Source organism: Streptomyces sp. NPDC046261 (assembly GCF_040646235.1).
In the GTDB taxonomy this organism is placed as follows: Bacteria; Actinomycetota; Actinomycetes; order Streptomycetales; family Streptomycetaceae; genus Streptomyces.
This window is the reverse complement of sequence record NZ_JBEYZU010000001.1, coordinates 885,536-904,305: the sequence shown is the minus strand read 5'-3', so window position 1 is coordinate 904,305 and position 18,770 is coordinate 885,536. Positions and strand designations below refer to the sequence as shown.

The 18,770-nt window shown below is 75.2% G+C and carries 13 protein-coding genes; 4 read left to right on the top strand and 9 right to left on the bottom strand.

The window, feature by feature from the left end; all coding sequences use genetic code 11:
* The first annotated feature begins 60 nt into the window (after window positions 1-60).
* Window positions 61-2,793 carry an SCO5717 family growth-regulating ATPase gene (locus ABZ956_RS04140; protein ID WP_361886511.1) on the top strand — a complete coding sequence of 911 codons (2,733 nt, stop codon included), beginning with the start codon at window positions 61-63 and terminating at the stop codon, window positions 2,791-2,793.
* An 88-nt stretch (window positions 2,794-2,881) separates the two neighbouring features.
* Here the strand turns inward: ABZ956_RS04140 and ABZ956_RS04135 are convergent, their stop codons facing one another.
* The 9 genes from ABZ956_RS04135 to rimP all read right to left on the bottom strand — a co-directional run bounded on the left by ABZ956_RS04135 (window position 2,882) and on the right by rimP (window position 16,587).
* Entirely contained in the window at window positions 2,882-3,847 is a 966-nt protein-coding gene (locus ABZ956_RS04135; protein WP_361886508.1) for a bifunctional riboflavin kinase/FAD synthetase, read from the bottom strand.
* 52 nt (window positions 3,848-3,899) lie between these two features.
* A complete protein-coding gene (locus tag ABZ956_RS04130; protein ID WP_361886505.1) occupies window positions 3,900-9,221 on the bottom strand; it encodes a hypothetical protein in 5,322 nt (1,773 codons plus the stop codon).
* Window positions 9,222-9,471: 250 nt separating this feature from the next.
* On the bottom strand, window positions 9,472-10,374 hold the full coding sequence (gene truB / locus ABZ956_RS04125) for a tRNA pseudouridine(55) synthase TruB (protein ID WP_361886502.1): 903 nt from the start codon (window positions 10,372-10,374) through the stop codon (window positions 9,472-9,474).
* The gene (gene rbfA / locus ABZ956_RS04120) at window positions 10,371-10,820 is read right to left on the bottom strand and encodes a 30S ribosome-binding factor RbfA (RefSeq protein WP_361886500.1); all 450 of its coding nucleotides are present in this window, start codon (window positions 10,818-10,820) and stop codon (window positions 10,371-10,373) included. Before rbfA ends, truB begins: the two co-directional genes overlap by 4 nt.
* 54 nt (window positions 10,821-10,874) lie before the next feature.
* Window positions 10,875-11,171, bottom strand: a complete 297-nt coding sequence (locus ABZ956_RS04115) for a DUF503 domain-containing protein (RefSeq protein ID WP_361886497.1) — start codon at window positions 11,169-11,171, stop codon at window positions 10,875-10,877.
* 133 nt (window positions 11,172-11,304) lie between these two features.
* Entirely contained in the window at window positions 11,305-14,379 is a 3,075-nt protein-coding gene (gene infB, locus ABZ956_RS04110; RefSeq protein ID WP_361886494.1) for a translation initiation factor IF-2, read from the bottom strand.
* A 175-nt stretch (window positions 14,380-14,554) separates the two neighbouring features.
* Window positions 14,555-14,830 carry a YlxR family protein gene (locus ABZ956_RS04105; RefSeq protein WP_361886491.1) on the bottom strand — a complete coding sequence of 92 codons (276 nt, stop codon included), beginning with the start codon at window positions 14,828-14,830 and terminating at the stop codon, window positions 14,555-14,557.
* A gap of 210 nt (window positions 14,831-15,040) precedes the next feature.
* Entirely contained in the window at window positions 15,041-16,036 is a 996-nt protein-coding gene (nusA, locus tag ABZ956_RS04100; protein WP_361886488.1) for a transcription termination factor NusA, read from the bottom strand.
* Between the two features lie 2 nt (window positions 16,037-16,038).
* Window positions 16,039-16,587 (bottom strand): ribosome maturation factor RimP, encoded by a 549-nt coding sequence (gene rimP, locus ABZ956_RS04095; protein WP_361886485.1) that lies wholly within the window; start codon window positions 16,585-16,587, stop codon window positions 16,039-16,041.
* A gap of 245 nt (window positions 16,588-16,832) precedes the next feature.
* Here rimP and ABZ956_RS04090 point away from each other — a divergent pair, with 245 nt between their 5' ends.
* Genes ABZ956_RS04090 through ABZ956_RS04080 form a run of 3 tightly spaced genes read left to right on the top strand, consistent with a single transcriptional unit; the run spans window position 16,833 to window position 18,743 of the window.
* Window positions 16,833-17,282, top strand: a complete 450-nt coding sequence (locus ABZ956_RS04090; RefSeq protein ID WP_361886715.1) for a hypothetical protein — start codon at window positions 16,833-16,835, stop codon at window positions 17,280-17,282.
* Window positions 17,279-17,776, top strand: a complete 498-nt coding sequence (locus ABZ956_RS04085; RefSeq protein ID WP_361886482.1) for a ferritin-like domain-containing protein — start codon at window positions 17,279-17,281, stop codon at window positions 17,774-17,776. Before ABZ956_RS04090 ends, ABZ956_RS04085 begins: the two co-directional genes overlap by 4 nt.
* Window positions 17,777-17,807: 31 nt before the next feature.
* Window positions 17,808-18,743, top strand: coding sequence for an aminoglycoside phosphotransferase family protein (locus ABZ956_RS04080; protein WP_361886480.1), 936 nt, complete (start codon window positions 17,808-17,810; stop codon window positions 18,741-18,743).
* The last annotated feature ends 27 nt before the right edge of the window (window positions 18,744-18,770 follow it).

Below are 18,770 nucleotides of genomic sequence, written 5' to 3'. Positions count from 1 at the left end.
GGAACGGTCGGCCCCGCCAGATGAGTCCAAGGGTGCCGGACCACACCAGCAGGAGGCATTGTGAGCAGCGATCGGGACGAGATCCGCGCGGCCGGGAAGACAGCCGGCGAGGACCGGTCCGACGCCGAGCACGCGCAGGAACACGAGCACGAGCCCGAGCACACGGGTGAGTTCACGATCGATTACACGCCGCCGGCGTGGTACACGCAGAGCACGCCGTCGGCAGGTGCGGCGGCGCCCGCACCCGCGCCCGTCACGCCTCCGCCGCCTTCGGGTGAGCCGCTGGCGGCCGCTCAGGCGCCGACGCCCGCGCCCGCCGCTCCCGCCGCGGGCGGGGACGCGGTGCGGAGCCCCGACCCGATGGCGTTCCCCGCCGCCCCCGCGCCGGAGGTCTCCGGCGAGGGCGGTTCCGCACCGGCTCCGGCCGCGCCGCAGCCCGCGCAGACGTGGACCCCGCCGCCGGCACCCCAGGTTCCCCTGCCGCCCCTCCCGCCGAACTTCCCGCCCGCCGCGCCGGCGGCCTGGCCGCCGGCTCCGCCCGCCAACGGGCCCGCTTCCGAGGGCGGTTACGGCTACCCGGGTCCGGCCGGCGCCGTGGCGGCGACGCCGCGGAACGACGACCCCGCTCCCCCAGCGGCCGAGGCCGCCGAGGCGCCCGCCGAAGCCGTGACGCCGGTGGCCGCGCCCGCCGACGGGGATGCCGCGCAGGGCGACGACCACCCGGCGCGCACGGAGGCGGAGGAGAAGCCCGCCGCGGACAGCCCCGCCGCGGACACGGCCGCGCCGGCGGCCGCCGCGACCGCGGCCGCCGCAGAGCCCGCGCCTGTAGCAGAGCCGGCACCCGCCCCCGCGCCCGTCGCGGAGCCCGCGCCCGCGCCCGCCCCCGCGCCCAACCCGCAGGGCGGCTACGGCTACCCGGGCCCTGACGCGTCCGGCACCACCACGCCCCCGGCCCCGCCGGCCCCGCCGGCCGCACCCCAGGGCGGTTACGGCTACCCGGGCCCCGGCGCTCCCGGCACACCGGCACCCGGCGCGCCCGCGCCCGCCCCGCACGATGGATACGGCCACCCGCGCCCGCCGGCCGCGGATGCCCCCAGCCCCTCCGCCCCGCCGGCCCCGAACGCCCCGGCACCCCAGGGTGGTTACGGCTACCCCGGCGGCGCCGCTCCCATAGCGCCCCAGGGGGGTTACGGCTACCCGCAGCCCGGCACCGTGCCGCCCGGCGGGCCCACGGGTTCGCCGGAAGGGGGCTTCGGCTACCCCGCGCAGGGCGCACCCGGCGCTCCCGCGCACCCGGGCGTGCCCACGGCCCCCGCCCCGCACGGCGGTTACGGTTACCCGGCACCCGCCGGCCAGGAGGCCGGCGCGATGCCCCCGGCCGCGGTCCCCGGGCAGCCGGTGCCCGGCCAGCCCCTGCCCGGCCCGCCGGACGCCGCGGCCCCCGGCCCGTACGCCCCGCAGCCCGGCATGCCCGGCGCCGGCCAGGAGGGTGCTCCGCAGGGGCCGCAGGCCCGGCAGGCGCACCCCGGTGCGCTTCCGCCGGCCATGGGCCCCGGCGCGGAGCAGGGGCACCCGGGCGTCGCGCCCGGCGACCCGAACGCCCACCCCGGTCCGTACGCCGCCTACCCGGCGGCAGGCGGGGGCGCCCCCGTCGATCCCCGCGCCGGCGGCTGGCCGAGCGTGACGCCCGAGCAGCGGCAGCGGTCCGTGCACGGGGCGCCGCTCGGGTTCACGGCGGCGGTCGAGCTGTCCTCGGAGCGGCTGCTCAAGGGCAAGCCCAAGCCGAAGAAGCAGAGCCCCGCGAGCCGGTTCAAGTTCGGCGGCAAGAAGGAAGAGGCCGAGCGGCAGCGCAAGCTGGAGCTCATCCGCACGCCGGTGCTCTCCTGCTACCGCATCGCGGTCATCTCCCTCAAGGGCGGCGTCGGCAAGACGACGACCACCACCGCCCTGGGTTCGACGCTCGCCACCGAGCGCCAGGACAAGATCCTCGCGATCGACGCCAACCCCGACGCCGGCACCCTCGGCCGCCGCGTGCGGCGCGAGACGGGCGCGACCATCCGCGACCTCGTGCAGGCGATCCCGCACCTCAACAGCTACATGGACATCCGCCGCTATACCTCGCAGGCGCCCTCCGGACTGGAGATCATCGCCAACGACGTCGACCCGGCGGTCTCCACGACCTTCAACGACGAGGACTACCGGCGCGCCATAGACGTGCTGGGCAAGCAGTACCCGATCATCCTCACCGACTCGGGCACCGGGCTCCTCTACAGCGCGATGCGCGGCGTGCTCGACCTCGCCGACCAGCTGATCATCATCTCCACGCCGTCCGTGGACGGCGCGAGCAGCGCCAGCACCACGCTCGACTGGCTGGCCGCGCACGGCTACGGCGAGCTGGTATCGCGCAGCATCACGGTCATCTCGGGGGTCCGCGAGACCGGCAAGATGATCAAGGTTGAGGACATCGTGTCGCACTTCGAGACGCGCTGCCGCGGCGTCGTCGTGGTGCCGTTCGACGAGCACCTGGCGACCGGCGCCGAGGTCGACCTCGAGATGATGCGGCCCAAGACCCGCGAGGCGTACTTCCACCTGTCCGCCATGGTGGCCGAGGACTTCGTGCGGGCCCAGCAGCAACAGGGTCTGTACGCGGCGCCGCACCAGGCGCCCCCGGTGCCCGGCGGCTACGCGCCCGCCCCGGAGGCGCCGTACAACCCCTACGGCGCCGCCCAGCCGCAGGCCCACCCCCAGCCGTACCCGCAGCAGGACGGCTGGTCGATTCCTCCGCAGCAGTAGGGCACCGCACACGGAAACGGAAAGGGCCCCGGGCGCGACGTACGCGCCCGGGGCCCTTCCGCTTCAGGACCGTGATCCGGTCCAACTGTCATCCGGCGACGACGGTGGCCTCATGCGCCGCCACCAGCTCGCGGGCCCGCTTCACGTCGTCCGCCATGCACTCCAGCAACGCCTCGATGGACTCGAACTTCTCCATCCCGCGCAGGTACGCCAGGAAGTCCACGGCCGCGTGCAGCCCGTACAGCTCGAGGCCGACGCGGTCGATGGCGTACGCCTCCACCGTCCGCTCGGTCGCGTCGAACTGCACGTTCGTGCCGACGGAGATCGCCGCCGGCATCGCCTCGCCGGCGACGGTCAGCCAGCCCGCGTAGACGCCGTCCGCCGGGATCGCGGTGTGCGGCAGCGTCTCCACGTTGGCGGTGGGGAAGCCCAGTTCGCGGCCGCGCTGCGCGCCGCGCACGACGATGCCCTCGACACGGTGCGGGCGGCCGAGGATCTCCATCGCGCCCGCGACGTCGCCCTCGGCGACCAGGCGCCGGGTCAGGGTGGAGGAGAACGGCAGCCCGCCGCCGGCCGCACCGGTCACATACAGGTCGATGACCTCGACGTCGTAGTCGTAGGTGGCGCCGAGCTCCCGCAGGAAGGCGACGTCGCCCGCGGCGCGGTGGCCGAAGCGGAAGTTGGGGCCCTCGACGACGAGCTTGGCGTGCAGCTTGTCGACCAGGACCTTCACCACGAAGTCGGCGGGCGAGAGCTTCGAGAACTCCGCCGTGAACGGCAGGATCAGCAGCGCGTCCACGCCGAGCTCCGCCATCAGCTCCGCGCGCCGGTGGTGCGGCGCCAGCAGCGGCGGGTGGCTGCCGGGGCGGACGACCTCGCTGGGGTGCGGGTCGAAGGTCACCACGACCGCGGGAACGCCGAGCTCACGGGCCCGGTCCACGGCACGGCCGATGATCAGTTGGTGCCCGCGGTGCACGCCGTCGTACGAGCCGATGGTGACGACGCTGCGCCCCCAGTCCTGGGGGATGTCCTCCAAGCCACGCCAGCGCTGCACTGTGCCCGCTCCTCGCCCGAACCCGAACCTTTGTCTGTCTGATGACGCAGGACTAAGAGTGCCATGCCGGTTGGCGGCGTCCTGCATCGGCCGGTGCACCGGCTGCCAGGTCGGCCGGGTCCGCGGGGTCCGTTCCGTCCCCCTGGCCCCGCGCGCCCCCCTTCTCCCGCCCGGCGGTCAGCCTGATCCGTGCGCTCGGGCCCACCACCACGGCCCACTGGGCGGGCGCGGACTTCAGCCACCCGCGGACCTGGGCGCCGAAGACCGGGATCTCGCGGGCGAGCTGGGTCAGCCGCCGGTCGAAGCACGCGGCGCCCTCCGTGGTGCGGGCCATCAGCAGGCCGGTGCGGTGGACGAGGTCGCGGGTACGGCCCTCGGAGCGCTCGGCGGCGCCGGCGGCCACGGCCCGCAGCAACGCGTCGAGGACCGTGACCTCGCGCTCGTACGGCCCGTACTCCTCCCGCTCCATCAGCACCTCCAGCAGCTCCTGGCGCAGGGGGCGCGACAGCGGCGTGCCCGGGTCTGCCAGGACGGGCGCGAGGGCGCGCCGGACCTGGGCCGGGCACGTGCGCAGCAGGTCCACCACGAGGGGGAAGAGCACGGCCCGGGCGGCGGGGCCGTCCTCCAGGCGCCGGTCGACGAAGGAGGCGGCGTTCTCGGCGCCCTCGGGGCGGTGCTCGACGTGCTCGCGCACGAGCGTGGCGATGCGGCGGGCGAGGGTGGCGGGCGCGGAGACCTCGGCGAGGGTGCGCAGGACGGCGGCGGGGCGCTCCCCCGGCTCGTACAGCCGGGCCTGGAAGGCGCCGAGCACGAGGTCGGGGTGGGTGGTCAGGGCGGGCGCCAGCACGCTGGGCGGCAGGTGCGGATCGCCCGCCGAGAAGCGCGCGAGCGCCTGCGGGAGGTGCTTGGCGCGGGTGTCGTGGTCGCGTACGAGGAGGGCGAGCGCGGTGCCGTGCAGGGCGCCCTCGGCGGGGCGGGCGAGAAGGGCGAGGGCGGAGAAGCGCAGCAGCTCGCGGTCGGCGTCCGTGGTGACGTGGGGTGCCGTCAGCAGCCCGTACGCGGCGGCGGCGACGTGGCGCTCGACGCGGTCGTCGTGGGCCCAGCGGTCCACGGCCCGGCACAGCGCGGAGGGCTCGTCCTCGGCGAGGGCCGTCAGCAGCTCGTCGGCGCGGGGGTGGCCGGCCTCGACGAGCGCCTCGGCGAGGTCGTCGATGGCCCGCCGGCGGTGGGTGTGCAGCAGGGCCTGGGCGGCCGTGGCGACCGTGGGCCGCACCCGGCCGCCGACCGGAACGGTCTGCAGGGCCCGCTCGTCGGTGAACCAACGGCACAGCAGGGGCTGCGCGGCGCAGGGGTGCTCGGCCATGATCGCGGCGACGGCGGTCAGGAACCGGTCGGCGGGCGACGCGGCACCCGCCGCCGCCCCGTCCTCACGGGCCCCCCGACGCCGCCCCTCCGTAGCCCCGTCCCGCGTGTCCCGCCCGCGCCGCCACGAGCCCCCCTCAGCGTCCCCGGCACCCCCCGCCTGCCGGGAACCCCCCACCGGTTCAGCCCCCGAACGCCCGGCCTCGCCGGCATCTCCGCCCCGGGCAGAGCTCCCCGCCCGATCGGCACCCGAACACCCGGCCTCGTCGGCACCGTCCGCACCGGCGAAGCTCCCCGCCTGCCCGGGGTCCCCCACCCGCCCCGCGCGCCCGGCTTCGCCGGCGCCGTCCGCCTGCGCGGCATCCCCCGCCCACGCGGAGTCGCCCGCACGCCCGCCACCGCCGACACCCCTGGCCCGGGCAGAACTCGCCGCCCGATCAGCACCCGAACGCCCGGCTTCGTCGGCGCCATCCGCCTGCGCGGAGTCGCCCGAACGGCCCGTTCCCGAACGCCCGGCCCCGCCGGCATCTCCGGCCCAGGCGGGACTCCCGACCCGATCGGCACCCGAACGCCCGCCCTCGCCGGCATCCCCGACCCGGGCAGAACTCCCCGCCCCGCCGGAACCCTCCACCCGCCCCGCACCCGAACGCCCGGCCTCGCCAACCCCGTCCGCATCGGCGAAGCTCCCCGCCTGCCCGGAATCCGCCACCCGCCCCGCGCGCCCGGCTCCGCCGGCGCCGTCCGCCTGCCCGGCATCCCCCGCCCACGCGGAGTCGCCCGCACGCCCGGCACCGCCGACACCCCCGGCCCGGGCAGAGCTCCCCGCCCGATCAGCACCCGAACGCCCGACCCCGCCGACCCCGTCCACCCGCGCGGAGTCGCCCGGGCGCCCGGCGCCCGAGCCCTGGGGCGAGTCGCCCCTGCCACGGCTGCCGTCCGCCGAGCGGTCACCGCGCGGCACCGCGGCACCGCTCGACTCGTCCTCGGCGCCGCGTGCCTGGCCGGGCACCCACGGCACCCCGGCCTTCCCCGGTCCGCCCGTGTGGCCGGGCACCCATGGCACCCCGGTGTCCCCGGGCCCGCCCACCTTGCCGGGCACCCACGGCACCCCGGTCTCACCCGGCCCGGCGGCCTGCCCAGGCACCCGCGGCGCACGGGACCCGCGCGCCCCCGCGTCCCCGTCCGCACCGTCCCCGGCGGCACGGCTGCCCCGCACCCGACCGGTTCCGTCCGCACCGTCCCCCGCACCCGAGCCGTCGGCACCCGCACCCGAGCGCCCCTGCCCGGGCACCCGCGCCCCACCGGCCTTCTCCGCCCAGTCCGGCACCCGGCGGCCCCCACCGGTCCCCTCGACCTCATCTGCCTCACCAGTCTCACCCGCGTTCTCCGCCCGGCCCGGCACGCGGGCTCCGGGGGCGTCCTCCGGTGAGGCGGCGTCGTGGGCCTCGGCCACGTCGTCCAGGGGGCGGGCGTGCTGGTCCGCGGCCGTGGTGGGGCCTGCCTCCAGGGCGGCGGTGGCGGCTTCCTGGGCGGCGCCCGGGGGCGGGGCGTCGGCGGGGATCAGGATGCGCAGCAGTTCGAGGCGTTCGGCGAGGCCGAGCGGTAGGCGGAGCCAGAACCAGGGGCCGAACTCGGCGAGGCCACCCAGCGTGCGGGAGGCCGCGCTGTCAAAGCCGCCGATGGCGACGGAGCGGGCGGTGACGCGCTCGGCGAGCAGCCGCAGCACGCCCATGTAGGGCGTGGCGTCGGGGACGCGCAGCAGCGCCTCGCCGAGCAGGTGGGCGGCCCACCAGGACGGGTCGCTGATCCGGCGGCTGCCGCCGGCCTCCTTGGCCTCGGCCGCCGCCGCGCGCTGCGAGAGCGTCTCGACGGCGTGGACGAGGGCGCTGAGACGGCGGGAGAGCTCGGTGGGCCCGGAGCGCCGCGCGAGCAGGAGCAGCGCCTGCAGGACGGGGCCGATGCGGTGGCGCGGCACCGGCAGGGGCCGGGGCGGCTCCTGCGGGGCCGCGCCGCCGCGCTTGCGGCGCCGGGCCGCCCCCCGGGCGCTGCCGGAGCCCGGCGGCGGCGGTACGTGGCCCTCGGCGGCGGGCATGGGCCCGCCGCCCGCGCGGGACGGCAGCCGGACGGCGGCCTCGGCGGGTGGGCCCTCCGGCTCGTACCAGCGGTGGACCAGCGCGTACAGCGCGGCGTCGAGGTCGAGGTGCGTGCCCTGCAGCCAGTCGGCGAATTCCTCGTGCGCGAAGCGGTAGCCGGAGCCGGCGGGCACGAGCAGACCTTCGGTGAGCACGGCGGAGGCCCATCCGGTGCGCCAGGGGAACAGCTCCTCGAAGGCCTCGCGCTCCAGCTCCCCCTGGCCGGGCCCCAGGCAGCGCCGGGCGGCCTCGTGGACCTGCCCGGCCACGCGGGCGGCGAGCCGTCGTACGGCCGGGCCGCGCAGGGGCGGCCGGCGGGAGGCGGCCAGGCGTACGGCGATGCGCAGGCAGATCAGGTCCAGGTAGGCGGCGAAGACGTCCCAGCGGTCGGGGGCCGCCTCGCCGGAGCCGCCGATGCCCTCGGTGCCGTCCGGGAGCGCGGCCCGGACCTCGGCGAGCAGCCGGAGGGCGAGCGGGTGGGCCGCGTCCGCGGGGGCGATGGCCTCGGGCGGGATGCCGTAGGACGCCCGGACCTCGGCCGCCTGGCCGGGGGTGAGTCCGGGGAGCCGGGAGCAGGGCGGCAGGGCGCGCCGCCCGGGCGCCGGGGGCGGCGCGCAGGAGCCGCCGGGGGTGTGGAGGACCTGGGGCGGGAAGAGGGCGCCGGCGCTCTCCCAGTGCTCCGGGCGGCAGGCGACGATCAGGCGCGCGGAGGTCTCCCGCAGCCAGCGCGTGGTCGCGGCGGTCCACTCGGGCAGGGCGTGGGCGAGGACGGGGGGCATCTCCTCGGGCCCGTCGAGGAGGACGAGCAGGGGGCGGCCCATGCGGCGGGCCAGCTCGGCGACGCCCTCGGGGGTGGCGGCCGCGGTGTCCCCGATCGTGCCGCCGGGGCCCGCCGAGGCGGTCACGATGCGCCCGGCGGCCGCCAGGGCCCGCGCGACGGCGTCCCGTACGCTCTCGTCGCCGACCTGGAGGTCGGCGCCGCGCAGCCAGATCGTGGGCGCGGGCTCGGCGCCGCGCGCCCGTCGTGCGGCCAGCGCGCCGAGTTCGGTGGTGCGGCCCGTGCCGGGGTCGCCGACCAGGCCGAGGACGCAGGTCCCGGTGCCCGGCCCGGACGGCTCCACGTCGAGGAAGCGGGCGAACTCCCGCTCGGTTTCCGGGCGCTCCACCGGCTCGCGCCACACGCGCGGGGTGACGACCGAGCCGAGGGCGGTGGCCGTGAGCTGCAGGGCGCCCGCGAGGTTGAGGTCGGGGCCGAAGGCCGGGATGGTGGCGGAGTTGCGGTCCAGGAGGGCGGCCAGCGGCCCGTCGGGGGCGGTCGCGGCGGCGGCGCGCAAGGGGATCGCGAAGCCGGCGGCCCGGCGATCGGCCTGCAGCGCGGTACCGAGGACGGCGACGACCGCCCCGGTGCGGGCGTCGAAGACGGGCCCGCCCGTGGCCTCGTCGCCCAGCCGGAGCCCGGCGCGCTCGGACAGCGACAGCTCCAGGGCGGCGCCCAGCAGATGGAAGCGGTCGGTGGCGGTGTAGGTGACCGGGACGTCACCGACGATGCGGGCGGTGTGCCAGCGGCCGGTGCGCAGCCGGACCTCCTGGCCGCCCTCGAAGCTCACGGCCGCGGCGACGGGCAGCGGCGGGACGGAAAGCCCTTCCGTGCGGACCAGGGCGAGGTCGAACTCGGGCAGGGGCGTCACGCTCTCGACGCCGACGACGCAGGTCAGCTCGCCGGCCGCGTGCAGGACGAGGCGGGCCAGGCCGTCGACCGCCTCATGGCTGGTGATCAGGGTGCCGCGGTCGTCGGCGAGGAAGCCCGTGCCCCGCGCGCGCCCCGCGAGGTCGCGGATGCGCACCAGCGACTCTTCAGCGTCGGCCCGCCGACCGTTCATCTCGTCGAACCTCCCCGCCGTGCTCGTACACACGACGGTAGGCAGCGGATGATCGGCGAAACCAGGTCCCACCCTGAACGCGCCCCCTTCCACCCCCCTGGTTCACTCCGAGCGCCTGCCCGTTGGGGTGAATCATCCGTCCCGGATGGATAGAGACCAGTGGGAGGGGGATCGTGGGGCGGGGAACGCGTGGAATGACGCGCTCCCCGCCCCACGGTGTCGGGGCTGCGCCCCGGGGCCGGTCTGCCGGCTAGGCGAAGACGGCCAGGCTCTTGGCCTTGCCGCCCTGGTTCTCGACCAGCACGAGGAAGCGGCCGTCGGGTCCGAAGACCGCGATGGGGCCGGTGGTGTCGAACAGCGGCACCTTGATCCGGACGCCGTTGCCGAGCAGCCGCGCCTGCTCCTCGTTCACGTCCCAGCGCTGGAACGCGGCAGCGGCCGCCTCCGCGACGGGCATGACGGTCAGCTCCTCCTGGAGCTGGTCCAGGGTGCGGGCGTCGCCGATCCCGTACGGGCCGACGCGGGTGCGCCGCAGGGCCGTCAGATGGCCGCCGACGCCCGTGTCCGCGCCCAGGTCGCGGGCGAGGGCGCGCACGTACGTGCCGGACGAGCAGACGACGGAGACCAGCAGGTCCTGCACCGGCGTGCCGTCCGCCGCCTCGGCGGGGAGCACGGCGTGCACGGTGAAGGAGGAGACCGTCACCGGCCGGGCGGGGATCTCGAAGTCCTCGCCCTCGCGCGCCCGCTTGTAGGAGCGCACGCCGTCTATCTTGATCGCGCTGACCTTGGAGGGCACCTGCATGATGGCGCCGGTCAGCTTGGCCACCGCGGCGTCGATCGCCTCACGGGTGACCCCGGAGGCGTCCGTGGACGAGGTGATCTCGCCCTCGGCGTCGTCGGTCACCGTGTTCTGGCCGAGCCGGACGGTGGCCACGTACTCCTTCTCGGTCAGCGCGAGGTGACCGAGGAGCTTGGTGGCGCGCTCGACGCCGAGGACGAGCACACCGGTCGCCATCGGGTCGAGCGTCCCCGCGTGGCCGACGCGCCGGGTGCGGGCGATGCCCCGCATCTTGGCGACGACGTCGTGCGAGGTGAAGCCGGCCGGCTTGTCGACGATGACCAGCCCGTCGGGGCCGCTGTACTTCTGCTTCATTCGGCGGCAGCGTCCTCGTCGTCCTCGCCCGGCTTGCGGTACGGGTCGGCCTCGCCGGCGTACGTGGCGCCCGAGGACGCCTCGCGGACCTGGGCGTCCGAGGCCCGCGCCCGGTCGAGGAGGTCCTCGATGGTCCGGGCGTTCTCCGGCAGGGCGTCCGCCACGAACGTCAGCGTCGGGGTGAACTTCGTGCCCGCGGCGCGGCCGACCTCGGAGCGCAGGATGCCCTTGGCGCTCTCCAGCCCGGCGGCGGCGCTGGCACGGTCCTCGTCGTCGCCGTAGACCGTGTAGAAGACCGTGGCCTCCCGCAGGTCGCCGGTGACGCGGGTGTCGGTGATCGTCACGTGGGAGCCGAGCCGCGGGTCCTTGATTCCGCGCTGCAGCTTCTGTGCGATCACCTCGCGGATGAGGTCCGCCAGCCTCTTCGCACGCGCGTTGTCGGCCACTGGTCCGTCTCCTTCTCGTCTTCCATCATTGTGCTTGCGGCGATCGCCGACCACTCAGTCGTCATGATCACCGTGGAACCGCCGTCGTACCGACAGCAGCTCCACTTCAGGCCGTGCGGCGACCAGGCGCTCGCAGCGGTCCAACAGGTCTGTGAGGTGCCCCGCGTCCCCGGAGACCGCCGCCACCCCGATGGTGGCCCGGCGGTAGAGGTCCTGGTCGCCGACCTCCGCCACGCTCACCGCGTATTTGCGGTGCAGCTCGGCGACGATCGGACGGACGACGGAGCGCTTCTCCTTCAGCGACCGTACGTCGCCGAGAAGAAGATCGAAGGACAGAGTCCCTACATACATGCGTTACGGGTGAGGCCCACCCGGGAGGCGTGAGAGATACATGGTGTGTCGCTCTTCGCACCGTACACGCAACGGCCGGGGCCGATCGACGGAAATATGATCCGCCGACCGGCCCCGGGTCGAGCTATGCGGTTCAGCCGCGCGGCTTCTCGCGCATCTCGTACGTCGCGATGACGTCGTCGATCTTGATGTCGTTGAAGTTTCCGAGGTTGATACCGCCCTCGAAGCCTTCGCGGATCTCGGTGACGTCGTCCTTGAAACGACGCAGACCGACGATGGTGAGGTCCTCCGCGATGACCTTGCCGTCGCGGATGAGGCGCGCCTTGGTGTTGCGCTTGACCTCGCCGGAGCGGATGAGGACACCCGCGATGTTGCCCAGCTTGGACGAGCGGAAGATCTCGCGGATCTCCGCCGTACCCAGCTCGACCTCTTCGTACTCCGGCTTCAGCATGCCCTTGAGGGCCGCCTCGATCTCCTCGATCGCCTGGTAGATGACCGAGTAGTACCGGACGTCGACGCCCTCGCGCTCGGCCATCTGCGTGGCACGGCCCTCGGCGCGGACGTTGAAGCCGATGACGATCGCGTCGGAGCCGGACGCCAGGTTGATGTCGGACTCGGTGACCGCACCCACGCCACGGTGCAGCACGCGGATGTCGACCTCCTCGCCCACATCGAGCTGGAGCAGCGAGGACTCGAGAGCCTCGACCGAACCGGACGCGTCGCCCTTGATGATGAGGTTGAGCTGCTGGATCTCGCCGGCCTTGAGCACCTTGTCGAGGTCCTCGAGGGACACCCGGCGGGTGCGCTTGGCGAAGGCGGCGTTGCGCTCACGCGCAGCGCGCTTCTCGGCGATCTGGCGGGCCGTGCGGTCCTCGTCGACGACGAGGAAGTTGTCGCCGGCGCCCGGGACGTTGGTCAGACCCAAGACGAGGACGGGGGTCGAGGGACCCGCTTCCTCGACGTTCTGGCCCTTGTCGTCGAGCATCGCGCGGACACGGCCGTAGGCGTCACCGGCGACCATCGTGTCACCGACGCGGAGGGTACCGCGCTGGACGAGCACGGTGGCCACGGCGCCGCGGCCACGGTCGAGGTGGGCCTCGATCGCAATACCCTGCGCGTCCTGCTCCGCGTTGGCGCGCAGGTCGAGCGAGGCGTCCGCGGTGAGGACCACGGCCTCCAGCAGGCTGTCGATGTGCAGGCCCTGCTTGGCGGAGATGTCGACGAACATGGTGTCGCCGCCGTACTCCTCGGCCACCAGACCGAACTCGGTGAGCTGACCGCGCACCTTGGTCGGGTCGGCACCCTCGACGTCGATCTTGTTGACCGCGACCACGATCGGCACGTCGGCCGCCTTGGCGTGGTTCAGCGCCTCGATCGTCTGCGGCATCACACCGTCGTTCGCCGCCACCACGAGGATCGCGATGTCGGTGGACTTCGCACCACGGGCACGCATGGCGGTGAACGCCTCGTGACCCGGGGTGTCGATGAAGGTGATCGCGCGCTCTTCGCCGTTGACCTCGGTGGCGACCTGGTACGCACCGATGTGCTGCGTGATACCGCCGGCCTCGCCCGCGACGACGTTCGTCTTGCGGATCGCGTCCAGCAGTCGGGTCTTACCGTGGTCGACGTGACCCATGACGGTCACGACCGGCGGACGGGAGACGAGCATGTCCTCGCCGCCCTCGTCCTCGCCGAACTCGATGGAGAACGACTCGAGGAGCTCGCGGTCCTCCTCCTCCGGGCTGACGATCTGAACCGTGTAGTTCATCTCGTCACCGAGGAGCTGCAGGGTCTCGTCGGAGACCGACTGCGTGGCCGTGACCATCTCGCCGAGGTTCATCATCACGGCGACGAGCGACGCCGGGTTGGCGTTGATCTTCTCCGCGAAGTCGGTGAGGGAGGCACCGCGCGACAGGCGAATGGTCTCGCCGTTGCCGCGGGGCAGCATGACGCCGCCGACGGACGGGGCCTGCATGGCCTCGTACTCCTGGCGACGCTGGCGCTTGGACTTGCGGCCACGACGGGCCGGACCGCCGGGACGGCCGAAGGCACCCTGCGTGCCGCCACGGGCACCCGGGCCGCCGGGACGACCACCGAAGCCGGGACGACCGCCGAAGCCGCCGCCACCGCCACCGGGGCCACCGCCACCGGGACGACCGGCGAAGCCGCCGCCGCCACCGGGACGACCGCCGCCACCCGGACCGGCCGGACGGCCGGCGAAGCCGCCGCCACCCGGACGACCGGCGCCACCGGGACGGCCTGCGCCGCCACCGGGACCGCGACCGCCGCCACCGGGGCCCGGACGCGGGCCGGCAGCCGGACGCTGCGGCATCATGCCCGGGTTCGGGCGGTTACCGGCAGGGGCGCCGGCGCCGCCGCCGGGACGGGGCGCGCCACCGGGGGCACCCTGCGGACGGGGCATGCCGCCGGGGGTCGGACGGGCGCCGCCCTGACCCTGCGGACGCGGGGCGCCACCGGGGCCGCCCTGCGGACGCGGGCCGCCGGGGCCCGGACGGTCGCCGCCGGGACGCGGGGCGCCACCGGGACGGGGGGCCTGCGGACGGGCCATACCGGTGGAGCCACCGGAGGTGAAGGGGTTGTTGCCCGGACGGGGACCGGCCGGACGTGCGCCACCGGGGCGCGGGGCACGCTCGCCACCCGGGCGCGGGGCGCGCTCGGGACGGCCACCGTCACGCTGGCCGGCCTGACCACCCGGACGCGCGCCGGGGCGCGGGCCGGGAGCGCCGCCACCGGGGCGGGGCGCGGGGCGGTCCTGGGACGGGGCGGCCGGAGCCGGCGCGGAGAACTCCGCGGCGGGCACCGGGGTGACCGGGGCAGGCTTGGCCGGAGCCGCCGGAGCGGGCTTCGGACCGGGGCGCGGACCGGGGGTCGGCGCGGCGCCTGCCGGCTTGGGGGTGCTGGGGGTCTCCGCGGCCGGCTTGGGGGCCGGGGCGGCGGGACGGGGGGCGCCCGGAGTGGGGGCACCCGGCTTCGGCGCTGCCTTGCGCGGCGCCGCGGGCTTCGCAGCGGACTTGCCGGCGTTGCCGCCGGGCCCCTGCAATGCGTCAGTCAACTTGCGGACGACCGGCGCCTCGATAGTCGAGGACGCCGAACGGACGAATTCACCAAGTTCTTGGAGCTTGGCCATGACGACCTTGCTCTCCACTCCGAACTCCTTGGCGAGTTCGTATACCCGGACCTTAGCCACTTCGCTCCTTCTAGGTCCGGGTGTCCACCGGACCGTCGCTACTTCATGGGCGTACTCATCGCGTACTCATCGAGTGCTCATCGCAATCTCGACCTACTTCCAACTCGCGAGGTACCTGACCGCACGGTCGCCCGTGCCGTTCTTCTTACGGTGTTGCCTGGCAGTGCTGCCGGTACTAGCCGATCTGTTCGATGTAGCGGCGCAGTGCCGCTGTATCGAGCGGCCCCGGGCTTTTGAAGGCCCTGGGAAACGCCCGGCGGCGTACCGCCAGATCGAGACAGACCAGTGTGGGATGCACGGAGGCACCCCGGCCGGGCAGCGTACCGCGCGGATCGGGGACGCAGACGCCCTCGATCATCACGGTCCGCAGCAGTTCGCCCTTGGCCGCTCGCTCCCGGCACCCCACACAGGTGCGCTCAGGGCATGCGCGGGCATGCGTCCGGCCAGACACTGATTAAGTCTACCTCCCCACGCCGACCTCACCCCTTCGGGGCACTGATCGTGCGCGTATGCGTTTCAGCCAAGATCGGCCAGGATTCGGGGCCCCGACCGGGGCCCACCGGGGGGACGCGGCCCCCTCATGGTCGTTTTACGGACCAATCGGGGCCGCTCGGGGCGGGCTGCCGCACGCCCCCCGTCACTACTGTGCGCTGCGCGAGGATCAGTCGCGCTCGGGCTGCTGCTGCTCGGTGTCGGGACGGATGTCGATCCGCCAGCCGGTGAGCCGGGCCGCGAGCCGGGCGTTCTGGCCTTCCTTGCCGATGGCCAGCGAGAGCTGGTAGTCCGGCACGGTCACCCGCGCGGAGCGGGCGGCGAGGTCCACGACCTCGACCTTGCTCACCCGTGCGGGGGACAGCGCGTGCGCCACCAGCTCCGCCGGGTCGTCCGACCAGTCGACGATGTCGATCTTCTCGCCGTGCAGCTCGGCCATGACCGCGCGGACGCGGCCGCCCATCGGGCCGATGCAGGCGCCCTTCGCGTTCAGCCCCGAGCGGGTGGAACGCACGGCGATCTTGGTGCGGTGACCTGCCTCACGGGCGATGGCGGCGATCTCCACCGAACCGTCCGCGATCTCCGGGACCTCCATGGCGAACAGCTTCTTCACCAGGTTGGGGTGGGTGCGCGAGAGCGTCACGGACGGGCCGCGGACACCCTTGGCCACCCGCACGACGTACGTGCGCAGACGCGTGCCGTGCTTGTACTCCTCGCCCGGCACCTGCTCCTGGACCGGCAGGATGGCTTCCAGCTTGCCGATGTCGACCAGGACGTTCTTGGGGTCCTTGCCCTGCTGCACGACGCCCGCGACGACGTCGCCCTCACGGCCGGCGAACTCACCGAAAGTGATCTCGTCCTCGGCGTCGCGCAGACGCTGGAGGATGACCTGCTTCGCGGTGGTCGCGGCGATCCGGCCGAAACCGGAGGGGGTGTCGTCGAACTCGCGGGGCTCCTCGCCCTCGGCGAGGTCCTGCGGGTCCTCCTTGGCCCACACCGTCACGTGGCCGCTGGAACGGTCCAGCTCCACGCGGGCCCGGCGGCGGCTTCCCTCGGTGCGGTGGTACGCGATGAGGAGGGCCGACTCGATCGCCTCGACCAGCAGGTCGAAGGAGATCTCCTTCTCTCGCACCAGACCCCGCAGGGCGCTCATGTCGATGTCCACGGCTACGCCTCCTCTTGAATCTCGTCTTGAATCCCGGACTGCTCTCCGGCGGATTCGACTGCGGCCTTCTCGTCGGCCTTACGGTTGAACTCGATCTCGACACGCGCCTTGGCGATCTCGGCGAACGCCAGCCTGCGGGCGGTGGGCTTGCGGCCCTTGACGCCCGGCACCTCCAGGTCGAGCCCGTCCTCGTCCACGGCGATGATCCGCGCGACGAGCTCACCGCCCTCGGTGAGCTGCGCCTTGATCAGCCGGCCGGTGGCACGGACGTAGTGACGGTGCTGCGTCAGGGGGCGGTCGGCGCCCGGAGAGGTGACCTCGAGGACGTAGGGGGCGCCACCCATGGCGTCCGTCTCGTCGAGCAGGTCGGAGACATCACGGCTCAGCTCCGCACACGTGTCCAGCTGCACGCCCGCATCGGAATCCACCACGATGCGCAGGACGCGCCGCTTCCCGGCCGGTGTCACCTCGACCTCTTCCAGCTCCAGCTCTCGCGCGCTGACGAGAGGGGCGAGGAGCTCGCGCAGCCTCTCGCTCTGGGTGGTGCTCATCCGGGTGACTCCTCGGCCGCGTGTGCTGTTGTGGGAAAGTCGCGTGTCAGGTCAAAGCCTATCTGTTCCGGCAGGCGGCTGACGATTCGGTGCCCGGTCCGCTGCGACGTGGCCGCACGCCGGTACGCTCGCGTGCGGTGATCATGCCCGGACGAGGCGGAAAGAGGATCGTGCCGCTCACGACGACGACGCGGGGCGCCGACGGCCCGCGCAGACGCAGGGTACTGGCCGGGGCGACGGCGGCCCTGCTGACCGGTGGCGCCACGGCGCTGCTGGCCGGATGTTCCTCCGGTGGCGACGACGCCGACGGGCGGGCCTTCGCCACGCGCCGGCTGCGGGAGAGCGCCGGCCAGGACTCGGCGCGGCTGCTGGAGCGCTACGACGCGACGATCGCCGCGCACGCCGCGCTGGCGCGGCGGCTGCGGCCGTTGCGGGCGGAAGTCGCCCGGCACGCCGAGGCATTCAGCCCGCAAGCCCCTTCCCCCTCGGCCTCCGCACAGGCCCCGCCCGCCGCCCCCGAGGTGCCCGGCGACGAGAGCGCGGCGCTGGCCGCCCTCGCCGACGCCGAGCGCCGCACCGCCGACGCCCGGACCGCCGCCCTCGGTTCGGCCCCGCCCGAGCTCGCCCGGCTGCTCGCCTCGGTGGCGGCGGCGGGCGCGGCCCACGCCTATCTGCTCACCGGAGGTGACGCATGACCAGGCCCTCCCGCGCCGGCGACGCGCGGCGTGACGTGGTGGCGGCGGCCCAGGCGGCGCTGGCCGCCGAGCACGCCACCGTCTACGGCTACGGGGTGGTCGGCGGGCGCGTGGACGACGCCCGCGCGGCCGAGGCCCGCGAGGCGCACGACGCCCACCGTGCCCGGCGGGACGCGATGATCCGCACCGTACGGGACCTGGGCGCCGAGCCCGAGGCCGCGGCGGCCGCGTACACCCTGCCGTTCCCGGTGCCGGACGAGGCGGCCGCGGTGCGGCTGGCGGCGGAGCTGGAGAGCCGGCTCGCGGCCGTCTACGCCGATCTCGTGAGGGCCGCCACGGGCGGCCTGCGCGGCGAGGCGGCGGCGGGCCTGCGGGAGGCGGCGGTGCGGGCGGTGCGCTGGAGCGGCGGCAGCGTAGCCTTCCCTGGGCTCGCCGAGCGGGCCGCCACGACCGGGCCCGGTGGCTCGCCGGGCGGTCCGTCCCAGCGGGCCTGATCAGCGAAAAGACGAAAGGGACCTCTCAGGGATGGCCAACGCTCACGACCGCCTCGAACCGCCGGAGCGGCTGGTTCGGACCCTGGGCTCGGACCCCGACCGCGGCGCCGCCGCCCGGCAGTGGCTCACCGCGCTGCCCGACATCGCCCGACAGTGCCTCGCCCATTGGGAACTGACACCCGAACGGGTGCAGATGCCCGGCGGGCGGACCGCCCTGCTCGTCCTCGTCCGTCAGTCCGACGGCACGCCGGCCGCGCTCAAGCTCTCCCCGCCCGACGGCACGACGGAGCGCGAACACGCCGCGCTCGCCCACTGGGACGGCCGCAGCGCGGTACGGGCGCTGCGCGTGGACCCGGCGGCCGGGGCGCTGTTGCTGGAGCGGCTGCACGCCGACGTCAGCCTGCGTTCGCTGGCCGAGGCCAAGGCCCAGCTGGAGGCGGCGGCCACGCTCCAGCGGCTGTGGGTGCCGCCGCCCGCCGGCCATCCGTTCGCGACCGTCGCCGAGCACACGGCGGCGCCGGCCGACGCGTTGCGCGCGTACCGCGAACAGCCCTGGGCAGCCGATGCGCGCGGCGTGCTCGACGAGGCGCTGGAGCTGCGGGACGCCCTGGTGGCGGCCGCTGCCGAGGAGGCTTCCGTGCTGCTGCACGGCGAGTACCACCAGGGCAGCGTCCTGGCCGCCGACCGCGCGCCCTGGCTGGCCATCGCCCCGCGCCCGCTGGTCGGCGAACGCGCCTACGACCTGGCCTGGCTGGTCCGCGACCGCGCCGACACGCTGCTGGCCGCGCCCGGGGCCGCCGCGGCGGCCCGGCGCCGGGTGGCGAAGCTGTCGGAGTCGCTGGACGTCGACGCCGGGCGGCTGCGCGGCTGGACGCTCTTCCGTACGGCCGAGGCGGGGGCGCGGGCGCTGGCGCGGGGGGAACGGAGGCAGGGGGAACTGCTGCTGGAATTCGCGGGGTTGCTGTAACCGGGGCTCCGCCCCGGACCCCGGTCC